The organism is Paracoccus sp. S3-43 (assembly GCF_029027965.1).
In the GTDB taxonomy this organism is placed as follows: Bacteria; Pseudomonadota; Alphaproteobacteria; order Rhodobacterales; family Rhodobacteraceae; genus Paracoccus.
Map to the genome: position 1 here is coordinate 2,954,562 of NZ_CP119082.1, position 13,958 is coordinate 2,968,519.

A 13,958-nucleotide genomic window follows, 5' to 3' on the forward strand; every position below is an offset into this window, starting at 1 on the left:
CGACCGCAGGAGGCCGCATGTCCGACTATACGATCTGGCACAATCCGAAATGCTCGACATCCCGCTTTGTGCTGCAAGCCCTGCGGGATGCGGGGGCGGACGTGACGGTGCGCGATTATCAGGCGCAGCCGCCTTCGGTCGATGAGCTGCGCAACGCCCTGGACCGGCTGGGCGTCACGCCCCGCGAATTGCTGCGGCGGAAGAACACGCCCTATGACGACCTGGGGCTGGCTGATCCGTCGCTGTCCGACGACGCGCTGATCGCGGCCATGGCGGATCATCCGGCGCTGATCGAACGCCCGGTGGTCTTCGGCCCCCAGAGTGCGCGGCTGTGCCGCCCCAAGGAAACCGTCTTCGACCTGTTGGGCGGGTGATGACGCCGAACCTTCTGATCGTCGCGCAAGGCGGGTGGTTGGAACTCCAGGCGATCATCTTCGCGGCCGGCCTGCGCCATTCCGCCCCGGCTTCACCGGCCGCCTGATCGTCGCCGAACCCCGGCCCCGACCTTGCGGGGCTGGACGGCGGCATGACCTGCCATTACCGCAACCTGCCGCTGCGCCATGCCCGCGAACCCGACGCGGCGCTGGCGGTGCTGGAAGCCGCCGTCGCGCCCGACCGGATCAAGAAACGGCTGCGCGGCTGGGAAGCGGCCGGTGGTGGGACTAGCCCTGCCCCACCGAGACCTGCACAGGGATCCCGCGCGGCAGGGAACAGCCGACCATCGAACCGGCCTTGGCCTCCTCGATCAGCGGCGCGGGGTCCGACCCGTCCTCGGTGGCGCATTGCACCATCATGTCCGCGCCGGTGGCGATCAGCGGCTCGCCCTCCATCGTCAGATGCACCTTGACCGCGACCGAGGCGATGCCCACCCCGCGCCGATGCGCGATGTGACGCAGGTCGTTGCAGAAGCAGCCGCCGATGGCGAGCGCCAGCAGCTGCGCGCCGTTGAAGCCCAGGCCCATGCCGCCCGCCTTGCCCTGGGGCCGGTCGGCGATCAGGCAATGGCCGCCCGCCCAGCCGACGGCGGCCTCGGTCCCCGGCACGTTCATCAGGCTGACGCTGACCACAGGCATGGCGATCCCCCCGCTGACTGTTGCCAGCCTAGCACGATCACGGCGCGCTGTCTGTCACTCCTCGCCCGCGCCCTCGGTCGAACCGCGCCAGATGTTCACGTCGCCGCCCGCCGACAGGTCGTCGATGCGCGCCAGTTCGTCCGCGCTGAAATCCAGCCGGTCCAGCGCGCCGACGCAATCGGCCACCTGCGAGGCGCGGGACGCCCCGATCAGCGCACTGGTCACGCGCCCGTCGCGCAGCGCCCAGGCGACCGCCATCTGCGCCAGCGTCTGCCCGCGCGCGGCCGCCAGATCGTTCAGCCCGTTCAGGCGGCGGATCATGTCGTCGGTCAGCCAGTCCTGCGCCAGCGACTTGCCCTGCGCCGCGCGGCTGTCCTGCGGGATGCCCTTCAGGTATTTGCCGGTCAGCATCCCCTGCGCCAGCGGGGTAAAGACGATGCTGCCGATCCCCTCGTCGTCCAGCGTATCCAGCAGCCCGTCGCGTTCGATCCAGCGGTTCAGCATGTTGTAGCTGGGCTGGTGGATCAGGCAGGGCGTGCCCAGGTCGCGCAGGATCGCCGCCGCCTCGCGCGTCCGCGCGCTGTTATAGCTGGAAATCCCGGCATAGAGCGCCTTGCCCGACCGCACGATCCGGTCCAGCGCGCCCATGGTCTCCTCCAGCGGGGTGTCGGGATCGAAGCGGTGGGAATAGAAGATGTCGACGTAATCCACGCCCAGCCTTTTCAGCGACTGGTCGCAGGACGCGATCAGGTATTTGCGGCTGCCGTATTCGCCATAGGGGCCGGGCCACATGGTCCAGCCCGCCTTGCTGCTGATCACCAGTTCGTCGCGATGGCCCGCGAAATCGCTGCGCAGGATTTCCCCGAAGGCTTCCTCGGCGCTGCCGGGGGGCGGGCCATAGTTGTTGGCCAGGTCGAAATGGGTGATGCCCAGATCGAAGGCCGTGCGGCAGATGTCACGCTTGGTCTGGTGCGGCGTGTCATGCCCGAAATTGTGCCAAAGGCCCAGGCTGATCGCGGGCAGTTTCAGCCCGGACCGACCGCAGCGGCGGTATTGCATCCGGTCGTAACGGTCGGGGTCGGGCTTGTACATCGGGATCCTGCCGGTTGTTCACGCGGCGGCAGGATGGGGCGAGGGCTCGGCCACGTCAAGCAGGCGACCCGCGCGGGACTGTCCCCTCGCGCGGGTCGGGATGGTCAGGCCAGCACGTCGTCGCAGCGGGCACAGAGGCCCGGATGCCGGTGCGTGCCCACATCGGGCAGGATCTTCCAGCAACGCTGGCATTTCTGGCCCTCGGCCAGTTCGAAGACCACGCCGATGCCGGGGATCTCGGCCATGCGGAAGGCCTCGGCCGGGGCCGGGTCGGCGGTCAGCGACAGGTCCGAGGTGATGCAGACATCCGCGAAATCCACCGATTTCAGCGCGGCCAGCATGTCGCGATCCTCGACATGGACGATCGGCGCGGCCTCGAGGCTGGCGCCGATGGTCTTGTCCGCGCGCTTCACCTCCAATGCCGCCGTCACCACGCGGCGGGCGCGGCGCACATGGTCCCACTTGACCGCCAGCGGCTCGTTCAGCCAGTCGGCGGGCGTGTCGGGGAAATCGTGCAGATGCACGCTGTCGTCGTATGAGGGAAAGCGCGACAGCCACACATCCTCGGTCGTGAAGGGCAGGATCGGGGCAAGCCAGGTGACAAGGCGGTGGAACAGGATGTCCAGCACCGTCCGCGCGGCCCGCCTGCGCGGGCTGTCCACCGCGTCGCAATACAGGCTGTCCTTGCGGATGTCGAAATAGAAGGCCGACAGATCCACGGTGCAGAACTGGAACAGTGTCTGGAACACGCCCTGGAAATCGAACTGATCATAGCCTTTGCGCACCGCGTGATCCAGCTGCGCCAGGCGATGCAGCACCCACTGTTCCAGTTCGGGCATCTGCGCCGGGTCCAGCCTCTCGGTATCCGTGAACCCGTCGAGCGCCCCCAGAAGGAAGCGCAAAGTGTTGCGCAAGCGGCGATAGCTGTCGGCGGTGCCCTTGAGGATCTCCGGCCCGATCCGCTGGTCGGCGGTGTAATCCGCCTGCGCCACCCACAGCCGCAGGATATCGGCGCCGTATTGCTCGATCACCTTCGCGGGCACGATGGTGTTGCCCAGCGACTTGGACATCTTCATGCCCTTCTCGTCCAGCGTGAAGCCATGCGTGACCACGTTGCGATAGGGCGCCCGGCCCCTGGTCGCGCAGCCTTGCAGCAAGGATGACTGGAACCAGCCGCGATGCTGGTCGGTGCCTTCCAGATAGACATCGGCGATCCCGTCCGCCGCCCCGTCCGCGCGGTCGCGCAGCACGAAGGCATGGGTGGATCCGCTGTCGAACCACACGTCCAGCACGTCCATGACCTGATCGTAGTGGTCGGGATCCGCCACCCCTTCCAGCACCTGCGCCTTGAAGCCGTCGCGATACCAGACATCGGCCCCCTCGGATTCGAAGGCGGCGATGATCCGGTCGTTGACCCGCTGATCGCGCAGCAGAAAATCGTCGTCGGTGGGCTTCGCGCCGCGCCGCACGAAACAGGTCAGCGGCACGCCCCAGGCCCGCTGGCGCGACAGCACCCAATCGGGGCGGTTTTCCACCATCGCATGGATCCGGTTGCGCCCCGATTGCGGCCACCATGTCACCAGCTTGTCGATGCTGGTCAGCGCCCGTGTGCGGATCGTGTCGCCATAGTCGTTCATGCCGTCGGTCAGCGGCTTGTCGATGGCCGCGAACCATTGCGGCGTGTTGCGATAGATCAGCGGCGCCTTGGACCGCCAGCTATGGGGATAGGAGTGCTTGATCCGGCCCTTGGCCAGCAGCGCGCCCGCATAGGCCAGGTGCTTGATGACGCTGACATTGGCGGGGCCGTCCTTGCCCTCGGCGTCGATGATCGCCTGTCCGCCGAAGATCGGCAGGTCGGCGCGATAGCTGCCGTCCGGTTCGACGTTATAGGTCATCGGCAGCTTGTATTTCAGCCCAAGCTGATAGTCGTCGTCGCCATGGCTGGGCGCGGTATGGACAAAGCCCGTGCCCGCGTCGTCGGTGACGTGATCGCCGGGAAGGAGGGGAACGTCATAGTCCCACTCGCCGCTGCCGCCCTCGACGCCGCGGAACGGGTGGGCCAGCACCACGCCCTCCAGATCCGCCGCAGCCACGTCGCCCAGGCGGCTGAACTCCTCGACCTTCGCGGCCTTCATGACGCTTTCGGCCAGCGCATCGGCCAGCACCAGCACCTCGCCCGCCACGGCGGTTGCGCCCTCGGCCACCGCGCCGACCTCATAAAGCCCATAGCCGATCGCCGGGTTGAAGGCGACCGCCCGGTTCTGCGGAATGGTCCAGGGCGTCGTCGTCCAGATCACCACGTTGGCGGGCTTCTTTGCCCAAATACCCTGCGAGGATTCCACCCGGAACCGCACCCAGATCGTGTGGCTGGTGTGATCCTTGTATTCCACCTCGGCCTCGGCCAGGGCGGTCTTTTCCACCGGAGACCACATCACCGGCTTCGACCCCTGATACAGCGCGCCGTTCATCACCAGCTTCATGAATTCGGCCGCGATCACCGCCTCGGCGTGAAAGTCCATCGTCAGATAGGGATCGTCCCACTTGCCGGTGACGCCCAGGCGCTTGAATTCGTCCCGCTGGATGTCGATCCAGTCGGCGGCGAAGCGGCGGCATTCCTGGCGGAACTCGACCACGTCCACGGCGTCCTTGTCGCGGCCCTCGGCGCGGTATTTCTCCTCGATCTTCCATTCGATCGGCAACCCGTGGCAGTCCCAACCGGGAATGTATCGCGCATCGCGGCCCATCATCTGGTGGCTGCGCACCACGATGTCCTTGATCGTCTTGTTCAGCGCGTGGCCGATATGCAGGTGGCCGTTCGCGTAAGGAGGGCCGTCATGCAGGATGAAGGGCGCGCGGCCCCCCTTCTCAGCGGCGCGCTCGCGCAGGCGGTCATAGATGCCGATCCGGTCCCAGCGGGCCAGCCATTCCGGTTCGCGCTGCGGCAGGGCCGCGCGCATCGGGAAATCGGTCTGCGGCAGGAACACGGTGTCGCGGTAGTCGGGGGCAGCGGAGGTGGCGGTATCGGCGGGCGTATCGGCGGCCATCGGGGCTTCCTTCGGGGATGAGCTTCGGACAGGCATGACCCGGCGGCGCGAAACCTCACGCCACCGGGTTGCTAATTCGGGATCCGAACGCCAGAAATTCCATGCCGACCTCTATAGAAAGGCGTCCGCGTGCCCGCAACCCTGACAGAGACGGCGATGGCCCGCCGCCGCGCCGCCGTATCGCGATTCGTCCGCGACCGATACGGGCCGCGCGGCACGTGGCGGCTGCACCGCGCGGCGCTTGGGCTGGATCTGCTGCGCGCGCCGCTGAACGTGATGCTGTCGCCGGTCTTCCTGCTGACGCGGCTGCTGGCCTGGCTGCTGGCGCGGCTGGGCGCGGGCCGCGCGGGCGCCTGGCTGGCGGCGCGGCGGGTGTTCCTGCCCTCGGACATGGGCCGGGTGATCGAGGCCGACCTGATCCGCCTGGTCGCCGACCTGGACGCCCAGGGCATCGGCCCCGGCGCGCCGCCCGCCGCCGTGCGCCACGAAGCCGCGACCTTGGCCGAGACCCGCAACGCCGTGTCCGAGATCACCACGTCGCTGATCGTGCTGGCGGGCGGCTGGCTGCTGTTCAACCGCGCGACGCCGGGGGTGATCTCGCTGGCCGGGCCGCTGGCGGAACTGCGCGCCCATGCCACGGCGGTGAACGATTTCCTGCTGGGCGACAGGCTGGGCCGCGCCTGGTACTGGGCCTTTCCGGTCGAGCTGTCGCCCTGGGCGGTGGTCCTGACCAGCATCGCCCTGGCGGTGATCGGGTCTCTGGTCACGACCTTCGCGGGGCTGGTCGCCGACCCGGTGCAGGCCTGGACGGGCATCCATCGCCGCCGCATCCTGCGCCTGCTGGCGCGGCTGGATGCCGCCCGGCCCGGCGGCGGCATCGGGGCCGAGCATATCCTGGCCCGCGCGGGCGACCTGTCGGATGCGGCGCTGCTTTTGTGGCGGAACCTGCGCTGACCCTCGGTCAGCCCCGGCCGCGATAGCCCGCGACGCCCTGATCCGGCAGCCACAGCCCGGCGGGCGCCGGGCCGGTCTGCCAGAACACGTCGATGGGCATCCCGCCGCGCGGATACCAATATCCGCCGATCCGCAGCCACTGCGGCGCGATGGCTTGGACCAGCCGCTTGCCGATGCCCACCGTGCAATCCTCGTGAAAGGCGCCGTGGTTGCGGAAACTGCCCAGGTAAAGCTTCAGCGACTTCGATTCCACCAGCCAGTCGCCGGGCACATAGTCGATCACCAGATGCGCGAAATCCGGCTGGCCGGTGATCGGGCACAGGCTGGTGAATTCGGGCTGGGTGAAGCGGACGGCATAGACCTCGCCCGCCTGGGGGTTCGGCACCCTCTCCAGCACGGCCTCCTCGGGGCTGGCGGGCAGGTCGGTCGGGACGCCAAGCTGGGTCAGGGCGTCGGTGTAATGGGCCATCGGGCTTCCTTTCGAGCGGCGCGCGGCCATAGCAGCCGCCGCCCCATGCGTCAAACCGCGCCTTGCGCCGGGGCGGGCCGCGCGCCACATAAGACCCGACCATGAACAGACAAGCCGCCATGATCCCGCCCCGCTTCGACGTGACCGCCGACCAGATCGACCGCGTGGTGGCCGTCTTCTACGGCGCCGTCCGGCGGCACGAGGTGCTGGGCCCGGTCTTCGCCAACCACGTCGCCGACTGGCCCGCGCACGAGGCGAGGATCGCCGCCTTCTGGCGCAACGCGATCCTCTATGAACGCAGCTATGACGGCAGCCCGATGCGCGCCCATATGCGGGCGGGCGACGTGCGCGCGGAACATTTCCCGGTCTGGCTGGCGCTGTTCGACGAGACCCTGCGCCGCACCCTGCCGCCGGAAACCGCCCGCGCCTGGTCGGCCCTGGCCCACCGCATCGGCCAGGGCCTGCGCATGGGGGTCGAGGATGTCCGCCCCACCCGCGAAGGCCCGCCGATCCTGCGCTAGCGGCGCGGCGGGCGCGCCTTGTAGGTCGGCAGGCTCCAGCCCAGAGCCAGGCTGCCCGCCCGCAGCGCGATCACCACCAGCCCGCAGAAGATCAGCGCCATCGGCCGCGGCATGCCCACGCCGATCAGCGCGACGCCGACCACCGCGCCGCCGAAGGTCGCGGTGACGTAAAGCTCTTTCTGCTTCAGGACCAGCGGCAGTTCGTTGCCCACCACGTCGCGGATCAGCCCGCCGAAGGTGCCGGTGACGACGCCCATCGCCACCGCGACGACCGGCCCGGCGCCGGTCTCCAGCGCAAGGCCCACACCCGCCGGAACCGCCACGGCCAGCGCGAAGGCGTCCAGCCAGACGATCAGCCGATAACGGCTTTCGAACAGATGCGCGGTGAAGAACACCACGACCGCCGCGCCCGCCGTCAGCAGGATCAGTTCCGGCCGCTGCACCCAGAAGACCGGATCGCGCCCCAGCACAAGATCGCGCACCGTGCCGCCGCCGATGCCGGTCAGCGTGGCGAAGAAGACGAAGCCCACGACATCAAGCTGCGCCCGGCTGGCCACCAGGGCGCCCGTCAACGCAAAGACCAGCACGCTGGCATAGTCCAGCCACGGGACCAGATCCGCCAGCGTCACCCCGTGGCCCTTACGGGCTTGAAGGGCGCCATGCCCGCGCGGGCCAGTTCGTCGGCGCGTTCGTTTTCGGGGTGGCCCGCATGGCCCTTGATCCAGGCCCAGGTCACGTCATGGCGCCGCCGCGCCTCGTCCAGGCGCTGCCACAATTCGGCATTCTTGACGGGCTTGCGGTCGGCGGTGCGCCAGCCGTTCTTCTTCCAGCCGTGGATCCACTGGGTCACGCCGTTCTTCACATAGGCGCTGTCGGTGGTGATGGTGATCGCGGTGGGCCGGGCCAGAACCTCCAGCGCGCTGATCGCGGCCATCAGCTCCATCCGGTTGTTGGTGGTCAGCGCCTCGCCCCCGGCCAGTTCGCGCTCCTTGACGACGGTATCCCCGTCCATGGCGCGCATCAGCACGCCCCAGCCGCCGGGGCCGGGATTGCCGCTGCACGCGCCGTCGGTCCAGGCGAACAGATCAGCCATCCAGCCCCGCATATCCCGGCAGCGCGGCGACGCGATCCAGCCAGCGGTTCACCGCCGCAAACCGCGCCATGTCGAAACCGCCCTTGGTGCCCGCCCTGACCTTGTCGCTGTTGCCCGAAGAGGGCATCGAATAAAGCCGCATCCGTTCTTTGCCTTGGTCCAAATATCCTCGGGGGGGCCGCCGGTTGGCCTGCGCCGTCAGGCGCTTTCTCGCAGCACCTTCGGCACCTTGAATTCGACGTTTTCCTGCGCCGTCTCGACGATCTCGACCGTCACGTCATAGCGGGCGCGGAAGGCGTCGATCACCTCGTTCACCAGCACCTCGGGGGCGCTTGCGCCCGCCGTGACGCCCACCGCCGTCGCGCCGTCGATGGCGCGCCAGTCGATCTGGTCGGCGCGCATCACCAGCTGCGAATAGGCGCAGCCCGCCGCCCGCCCGACCTCGACCAGCCGTTTCGAGTTCGAGGAATTGGGCGCCCCGATCACCAGCAGCGCGTCGATCTTGTGCGCGATCGCCTTGACGGCGGCCTGCCGGTTGGTGGTGGCATAGCAGATGTCTTCGCGCGCGGGGCCGTGGATGGCGGGAAAACGCGCCTTCAGCGCCGCGACGATTTCGGCGGTGTCGTCCACCGACAGCGTGGTCTGGGTGATGAAGGCCAGCCGCCCCGGATCGCGCGGGGCGAGGCGAGCCACATCCTCGGCCGTCTCGACCAGGATCACCTCGCCCTCGGGCAGTTGGCCCATGGTGCCCAGCACCTCGGGGTGGCCCGCATGGCCGATCATCACCATCTGCAACCCCTCGGCATGATGGCGGGCGGCTTCGGTATGGACCTTGGTCACAAGCGGGCAGGTCGCGTCCACATGGATCATGTTGCGCCGCCGCGCCTCGGCGGGGACGGCCTTGGGCACGCCATGGGCCGAAAAGATCACCGGGCGGTCGTCGGGCACCTCGTCCAGTTCCTCGACGAAGACCGCGCCCTGGTCGCGCAGGCTGTCGACGACGAACTTGTTGTGGACGATCTCGTGGCGGACATAGACGGGGGCGCCCCATTTCTGCAACGCCAGTTCGACGATCTTGATGGCGCGGTCCACGCCCGCGCAGAACCCGCGCGGCGCGGCAAGATACAGCATCAGGGGCGGTTTCGCGTGTTCCATGATGCCTGAGGTAGCGCGGCGGGGCCGTTTCGTCCAGCCGCAAGCCCGTCACAAGCTTGCAATACCATCCCCGCCGCGCCACCATCGCAACCCAACGGAAGGGGATCACCATGAGACTGTTCTACGCACCGGGAACCTGCGCCCTGGCCCCCTGGATCGCGCTTCGCTGGGCGGGCGCGGCTTTTGAGGCGGTAAAGGTCGATTACGCGTCCGCCGAGTTCAAGCGCGTCAACCCGCTGGCGCAGGTGCCCGCGCTCGATCTGGGCGGGCCGCGCGCGATGACCCAGGCGGATGCGATCCTTGGATATATCGCCGAAACCCATCCCGCCGCCCGGCTTGGCCCCGACGGCGACACGATGGGCCGGTTCGAATTCGCCGAAGCCATGTCCTTCCTGACCGGCGACTTCCATCCGGCCTTCTGGCCGCTGTTCGCCCCGCAGCGCTTCACCGCCGATCATTCGCAGCCGTCGCTGGACCATGTGAAAAAGGCGGCCGAGGCGCGGGTGGATCGGGTGATGGCCTATCTGGACGACCTGATCGGCGCGGGCGGCCATCTCTATCGCGACCGCCGCACGGTGGCCGATGCCTATGCCTTCGTCATGGCGCGATGGTCGGCCAAGGTGGCGAAGACCTGGAAGGATTATCCGAACGTCGCGCGCCTGTTCGAGTGGATGAACGAGGATGCCGATGTGAAGGAAGTGCTGCGCCTGTCAGCCGCCTGAGGCGACGGCCAGCAGCCCGTCCACATCCAGATGCGCTTCCAGATGGTCGGCCAGATCGTCCAGCACCCGGTCCACCCCGGCCTCGTATCCCGGCTGCGAGGGCGCGCCCAGCCGCGCCAGCCAGGCGGCGCGGAAGGCGTCGCCCGAAAACAGCCCGTGCAGATAGGTGCCCGCCACCCGGCCATCGGCGCTGACCGCGCCGTCGGGACCGGGGATATGGGCAAAGGGCCGCGCGCAGTCGGGACCGGCGCTGCGGCCCATATGGATCTCGTATCCCGTCACCGGCTGGCCGAGCGCGGTGCCGGTGATCCGCTCCAGCCGCTTGTCGGGGGCCATCGCGGTCTCCACGTCCAGCAGGCCCAGGCCCGCGACCTCGCCCGCCCTGCCGTCGCTGCCCGAAGGGTCGCGGATCACCCGGCCCAGCATCTGATAGCCGCCGCAGATGCCCAGCACATGCCCGCCGCGCCGGTGATGGGCGATCAGGTCGATGTCCCAGCCCTGCGCGCGCAGGAAGGCCAGATCGCCCAAGGTCGATTTCGTGCCGGGCAGGATCACCAGACCGGCATCGCCGGGGATCGCGCGGCCAGGCCCCAGCATGGTCAGCCGCAGGCCGGGCTCGGCCGCCAGCGGGTCGAGGTCGTCGAAATTCGCGATCCGCGACAGGCAGAGGCAGACGACATGCGGCCCCTGCCCTTGCGAGGCGCGCAGGTCCACCGCATCCTCGGCGGGCAGCCTGTGCGCATCCGCGAACCACGGCACCAGGCCGAAGCAGCGCCAGCCCGTGCGCGCCCCGATCAGCCGATAGCCGTCGTCGAACAGGCGCGGATCGCCCCGGAACTTGTTGACCAGAAAGCCCCGGATCATCGCCGCGTCGTCAGGGTCGATCACCGCCTGGGTGCCGACGATCTGCGCGATCACCCCGCCCCGGTCGATATCGCCCGCCAGCACCACCGGCACGCCCGCCGCCCGCGCGAAGCCCATATTGGCGATGTCGCGGGGGCGCAGGTTCACCTCGGCCGGGCTGCCCGCGCCTTCGACGATCACCAGATCATGGGCGGCGGTCAGGCGGGCGAAGCTGTCCATCACCCCCGCCAGCAGGCGCGGACGCAGCGCGGCATAATCGCGCGCCTCGGCCCGCGCCACCGCGCGGCCGTGCAGGATCACCTGCGCGCCGGTGTCGGTCTCGGGCTTCAGCAGGACCGGGTTCATGTCGGTCACGGGTTCCAGCCCGCAGGCCCGCGCCTGCAAGGCCTGCGCGCGGCCGATTTCCCCGCCATCCGCCGTCACGGCGGCGTTGTTCGACATGTTCTGCGGCTTGAAGGGCGCGACCGACAGGCCCCGGCGCTGCGCCGCGCGGCACAAGCCCGCCACCAGCAGCGACTTTCCGACATTCGATCCGGTGCCCTGGATCATCAGCGCAGGCATGGTTCACACTCGCTTGCCATCATCTGCCCGGATGACTAGATAGGCGCGTCCGAAAGCGAAAGGCCGAAAGCCGTGGAAAACGTCGTCCTGACCATCCATCTGATCCTCGCGGTGCTGCTCACCGGGGTGGTGCTGCTGCAACGATCCGAGGGTGGCGGGCTTGGCATGGGCGGCGGCGGGGGCGGCGTCATGACCGGCCGCCAGGCGGCCAACGCGCTGACGCGGCTGACCTGGATCTTCGGCATCGCGCTGTTCGTGACCTCGATCGCGCTGACCATCATCGCCGCGCGGCAGGTGTCCAACAGCTCGATCATGGACCAGCTGGGCGTGCCCGCAGGCCGCCAGGACTCGACGCTGCCGCAGGTTCCGGCCTATGTGCCGCCGCCCTCCAGCGGCGCGGCGGGCGATCCGCTGACCCCGCCCGCGCCGCAAGGGGCCGCCCCGGCAGCCGATACCGCTGCGCCCGAAGCCCCGGCAACCGAAGCCGCAACACCGGCCGCCGAACCCGTGGCGCCGCCCGCGCCCGCTGCGCCCGCGACCCCGGCCAGCCCGGCGCCCGCCAACTAAGTCACACCAGAAATAGGGGCGGCGCCTTTCCGCCCCACATCAACTTGCGGTTCCTTGCGGCCACGGGGCGAATCGGCTATATCTCAAGTCCCGTGATGCTGGCTGTCCGACGGCCCGCAGCCAATCAGAATTTGCATCTCACGCTTTCAGAATTCACGGGGGCCTTCATGGCGCGTTACATCTTCATCACCGGCGGCGTCGTGTCCTCGCTTGGCAAGGGCCTGGCCTCGGCGGCACTGGGCGCGCTGTTGCAGGCACGGGGCTTCACCGTCAGGCTGCGCAAGCTGGACCCCTATCTGAACGTCGATCCCGGCACCATGTCGCCCTTCGAACATGGCGAGGTCTTCGTGACCGATGACGGTGCGGAAACCGACCTGGATCTGGGCCATTACGAACGCTTCACCGGCGTCGCCGCGCGGCGCAGCGACAGCGTTTCGGCGGGGCGGATCTATTCCAACGTGCTGGAAAAGGAACGGCGCGGTGAATATCTGGGCAAGACCATCCAGGTCATTCCCCATGTCACCAATGAAATCAAGGACTTCCTGGCCCTTGGCGAGGATGAGGCCGATTTCATGCTGTGCGAGATCGGCGGTACGGTGGGCGATATCGAGGGCCTGCCCTTCTTCGAGGCGATCCGCCAGTTCACCCACGAACGAACGCGCGGCCAGTGCATTCTGATGCATCTGACGTTGCTGCCCTATCTTTCGGCCTCGGGCGAATTGAAGACCAAGCCCACCCAGCACAGCGTCAAGGAACTGCAATCCATCGGCCTGGCCCCCGACGTGCTGGTCTGCCGGTCCGAACATCCGATCCCGGAAAAGGAACGCGCCAAGATCGCGCTGTTCTGCAATGTCCGCCCCGACGCGGTGATCCCCGCCTATGACCTGAAGTCGATCTACCAGGCGCCGCTGGCCTATCATCGCGCGGGGCTTGACCGCGCCGTGCTGGACGCCTTCCAGATCAGCCCCGCCCCGCGCCCCGACCTGTCGAAATGGGAGGATGTGATCGACCGGCTGGAAAACGCCGAAGGCGTGGTCCGCATCGCCGTGGTCGGCAAATACACCCAGCTTGAGGATGCCTACAAATCCATCGCCGAGGCGCTGACCCATGGCGGCATGGCCAACCGCGTGCGCGTCAAGGCCGACTGGGTGGACAGCGAGAAGCTGGAGGGCGAAGGCGCGCATCTGCTGGACGGCTATCACGGCATCATCGTGCCCGGCGGCTTCGGCGAACGCGGCACCGAAGGGATGCTGGCCGCCGCGAAATACGCGCGGGAAAAGAAGGTGCCCTATCTGGGCATCTGCCTGGGGATGCAGATGGCGGTGATCGAGGCCGCGCGCAACCTGGCCGGAATGCCCGACGCCGGATCCGAGGAGTTCGACCACGAGGCGGGCAAGACGCGCTTTACCCCGGTCGTCTATCACCTCAAGGAATGGGTGCAGGGCAACTATACGGTGCAGCGCAAGGTCGGCGACGACAAGGGCGGCACGATGCGGCTGGGCGCCTATACCGCGATGCTGACCCCCGATTCGCGGATCAGCGAAGTCTATGGCGGCGCGACCGAGATCGAGGACCGCCACCGCCACCGCTACGAGGTCGACGCCACCTATCGCGAAGCCCTGGAACAGGCGGGGCTGTGCTTCTCGGGCATGTCGCCCGACGGCAAGCTGCCCGAGGCGGTGGAATACGCCGACCACCCCTGGTTCATCGGCGTGCAATCCCATCCCGAACTGAAGTCCAAACCCTTCGCCCCCGCGCCGCTGTTCGCGGGATTCATCCGGGCGGCGATGCAGGAAGGGCGGCTGGTCTAACGCGCGCCGCCCCTTTCGGCGGCCCGCAGTGG

Annotated in this window: 15 protein-coding genes; 6 read left to right on the plus strand and 9 right to left on the minus strand. The window is 68.5% G+C overall.

The genetic code is table 11. The features are described 5' to 3' along the window. Positions 1-17: 17 nt before the first annotated feature. Positions 18-374 (plus strand): arsenate reductase (glutaredoxin), encoded by a 357-nt coding sequence (arsC, locus tag PXD02_RS15320; RefSeq protein WP_275104686.1) that lies wholly within the window; start codon positions 18-20, stop codon positions 372-374. 288 nt (positions 375-662) lie between these two features. Here arsC and PXD02_RS15325 read toward each other — a convergent pair whose 3' ends face one another. The 3 genes from PXD02_RS15325 to ileS all read right to left on the minus strand — a co-directional run bounded on the left by PXD02_RS15325 (position 663) and on the right by ileS (position 5,209). Then, on the minus strand, positions 663-1,073 hold the full coding sequence (locus PXD02_RS15325; RefSeq protein ID WP_275104687.1) for an OsmC family protein: 411 nt from the start codon (positions 1,071-1,073) through the stop codon (positions 663-665). A 54-nt stretch (positions 1,074-1,127) separates the two neighbouring features. Further along, positions 1,128-2,165 (minus strand): L-glyceraldehyde 3-phosphate reductase, encoded by a 1,038-nt coding sequence (gene mgrA / locus PXD02_RS15330; protein WP_275104688.1) that lies wholly within the window; start codon positions 2,163-2,165, stop codon positions 1,128-1,130. Between the two features lie 104 nt (positions 2,166-2,269). Continuing rightward, on the minus strand, positions 2,270-5,209 hold the full coding sequence (gene ileS / locus PXD02_RS15335; protein WP_275104689.1) for an isoleucine--tRNA ligase: 2,940 nt from the start codon (positions 5,207-5,209) through the stop codon (positions 2,270-2,272). A gap of 129 nt (positions 5,210-5,338) precedes the next feature. Here ileS and PXD02_RS15340 point away from each other — a divergent pair, with 129 nt between their 5' ends. Then, positions 5,339-6,163 (plus strand): DUF6635 family protein, encoded by an 825-nt coding sequence (locus tag PXD02_RS15340; protein ID WP_275104690.1) that lies wholly within the window; start codon positions 5,339-5,341, stop codon positions 6,161-6,163. Between the two features lie 7 nt (positions 6,164-6,170). Here the strand turns inward: PXD02_RS15340 and queF are convergent, their stop codons facing one another. Beyond that, positions 6,171-6,632: a preQ(1) synthase gene (gene queF / locus PXD02_RS15345; protein WP_275104691.1), complete on the minus strand. Its 462-nt coding sequence runs from the start codon at positions 6,630-6,632 to the stop codon at positions 6,171-6,173. Positions 6,633-6,733: 101 nt separating this feature from the next. Here queF and PXD02_RS15350 point away from each other — a divergent pair, with 101 nt between their 5' ends. Then, positions 6,734-7,153 (plus strand): group III truncated hemoglobin, encoded by a 420-nt coding sequence (locus PXD02_RS15350; RefSeq protein WP_275104692.1) that lies wholly within the window; start codon positions 6,734-6,736, stop codon positions 7,151-7,153. On the opposite strand, the gene PXD02_RS15355 is transcribed toward PXD02_RS15350, so the two are convergent. The 4 genes from PXD02_RS15355 to ispH are packed head-to-tail and all read right to left on the minus strand — an operon-like array spanning position 7,150 to position 9,401. Beyond that, positions 7,150-7,782 (minus strand): trimeric intracellular cation channel family protein, encoded by a 633-nt coding sequence (locus PXD02_RS15355; protein ID WP_275104693.1) that lies wholly within the window; start codon positions 7,780-7,782, stop codon positions 7,150-7,152. The two genes, PXD02_RS15350 and PXD02_RS15355, sit on opposite strands and share 4 nt — an antisense overlap. Then, positions 7,779-8,246 (minus strand): ribonuclease HI, encoded by a 468-nt coding sequence (rnhA, locus tag PXD02_RS15360; protein WP_275104694.1) that lies wholly within the window; start codon positions 8,244-8,246, stop codon positions 7,779-7,781. Before rnhA ends, PXD02_RS15355 begins: the two co-directional genes overlap by 4 nt. Beyond that, a complete protein-coding gene (locus PXD02_RS15365) occupies positions 8,239-8,388 on the minus strand; it encodes a glutathione S-transferase family protein (protein WP_275104695.1) in 150 nt (49 codons plus the stop codon). Before PXD02_RS15365 ends, rnhA begins: the two co-directional genes overlap by 8 nt. Before the next feature lie 56 nt (positions 8,389-8,444). Continuing rightward, on the minus strand, positions 8,445-9,401 hold the full coding sequence (gene ispH, locus PXD02_RS15370; RefSeq protein ID WP_275104696.1) for a 4-hydroxy-3-methylbut-2-enyl diphosphate reductase: 957 nt from the start codon (positions 9,399-9,401) through the stop codon (positions 8,445-8,447). A 110-nt stretch (positions 9,402-9,511) separates the two neighbouring features. Between ispH and PXD02_RS15375 the strand changes: the two genes are divergently transcribed. After that, entirely contained in the window at positions 9,512-10,123 is a 612-nt protein-coding gene (locus tag PXD02_RS15375; RefSeq protein WP_275104697.1) for a glutathione S-transferase family protein, read from the plus strand. Here the strand turns inward: PXD02_RS15375 and PXD02_RS15380 are convergent. Then, entirely contained in the window at positions 10,112-11,548 is a 1,437-nt protein-coding gene (locus tag PXD02_RS15380; RefSeq protein ID WP_275104698.1) for a cobyric acid synthase, read from the minus strand. The two genes, PXD02_RS15375 and PXD02_RS15380, sit on opposite strands and share 12 nt — an antisense overlap. A gap of 72 nt (positions 11,549-11,620) precedes the next feature. On the opposite strand from PXD02_RS15380, the gene secG reads away from it, so the two are divergent. Together secG and PXD02_RS15390 are read left to right on the plus strand one after the other, a co-directional pair. Next, positions 11,621-12,115 (plus strand): preprotein translocase subunit SecG, encoded by a 495-nt coding sequence (gene secG / locus PXD02_RS15385; RefSeq protein ID WP_275104699.1) that lies wholly within the window; start codon positions 11,621-11,623, stop codon positions 12,113-12,115. Positions 12,116-12,282: 167 nt separating this feature from the next. After that, positions 12,283-13,926 carry a CTP synthase gene (locus PXD02_RS15390; protein WP_275104700.1) on the plus strand — a complete coding sequence of 548 codons (1,644 nt, stop codon included), beginning with the start codon at positions 12,283-12,285 and terminating at the stop codon, positions 13,924-13,926. The last annotated feature ends 32 nt before the right edge of the window (positions 13,927-13,958 follow it).

What these genes read in the sequence shown, in the direction of transcription:
- arsC (WP_275104686.1), top strand. Translation starts at nt 18, where the DNA reads ATGTCCGACTATACGATCTGGCACAATCCGAAATGCTCGACATCCCGC.
- PXD02_RS15325 (WP_275104687.1), bottom strand. Translation starts at nt 1,073, where the DNA reads ATGCCTGTGGTCAGCGTCAGCCTGATGAACGTGCCGGGGACCGAGGCC.
- mgrA (WP_275104688.1), bottom strand. Translation starts at nt 2,165, where the DNA reads ATGTACAAGCCCGACCCCGACCGTTACGACCGGATGCAATACCGCCGC.
- ileS (WP_275104689.1), bottom strand. Translation starts at nt 5,209, where the DNA reads ATGGCCGCCGATACGCCCGCCGATACCGCCACCTCCGCTGCCCCCGAC.
- queF (WP_275104691.1), bottom strand. Translation starts at nt 6,632, where the DNA reads ATGGCCCATTACACCGACGCCCTGACCCAGCTTGGCGTCCCGACCGAC.
- PXD02_RS15350 (WP_275104692.1), top strand. Translation starts at nt 6,734, where the DNA reads ATGAACAGACAAGCCGCCATGATCCCGCCCCGCTTCGACGTGACCGCC.
- rnhA (WP_275104694.1), bottom strand. Translation starts at nt 8,246, where the DNA reads ATGGCTGATCTGTTCGCCTGGACCGACGGCGCGTGCAGCGGCAATCCC.
- PXD02_RS15365 (WP_275104695.1), bottom strand. Translation starts at nt 8,388, where the DNA reads ATGCGGCTTTATTCGATGCCCTCTTCGGGCAACAGCGACAAGGTCAGG.
- ispH (WP_275104696.1), bottom strand. Translation starts at nt 9,401, where the DNA reads ATGGAACACGCGAAACCGCCCCTGATGCTGTATCTTGCCGCGCCGCGC.
- PXD02_RS15375 (WP_275104697.1), top strand. Translation starts at nt 9,512, where the DNA reads ATGAGACTGTTCTACGCACCGGGAACCTGCGCCCTGGCCCCCTGGATC.
- PXD02_RS15380 (WP_275104698.1), bottom strand. Translation starts at nt 11,548, where the DNA reads ATGCCTGCGCTGATGATCCAGGGCACCGGATCGAATGTCGGAAAGTCG.
- PXD02_RS15390 (WP_275104700.1), top strand. Translation starts at nt 12,283, where the DNA reads ATGGCGCGTTACATCTTCATCACCGGCGGCGTCGTGTCCTCGCTTGGC.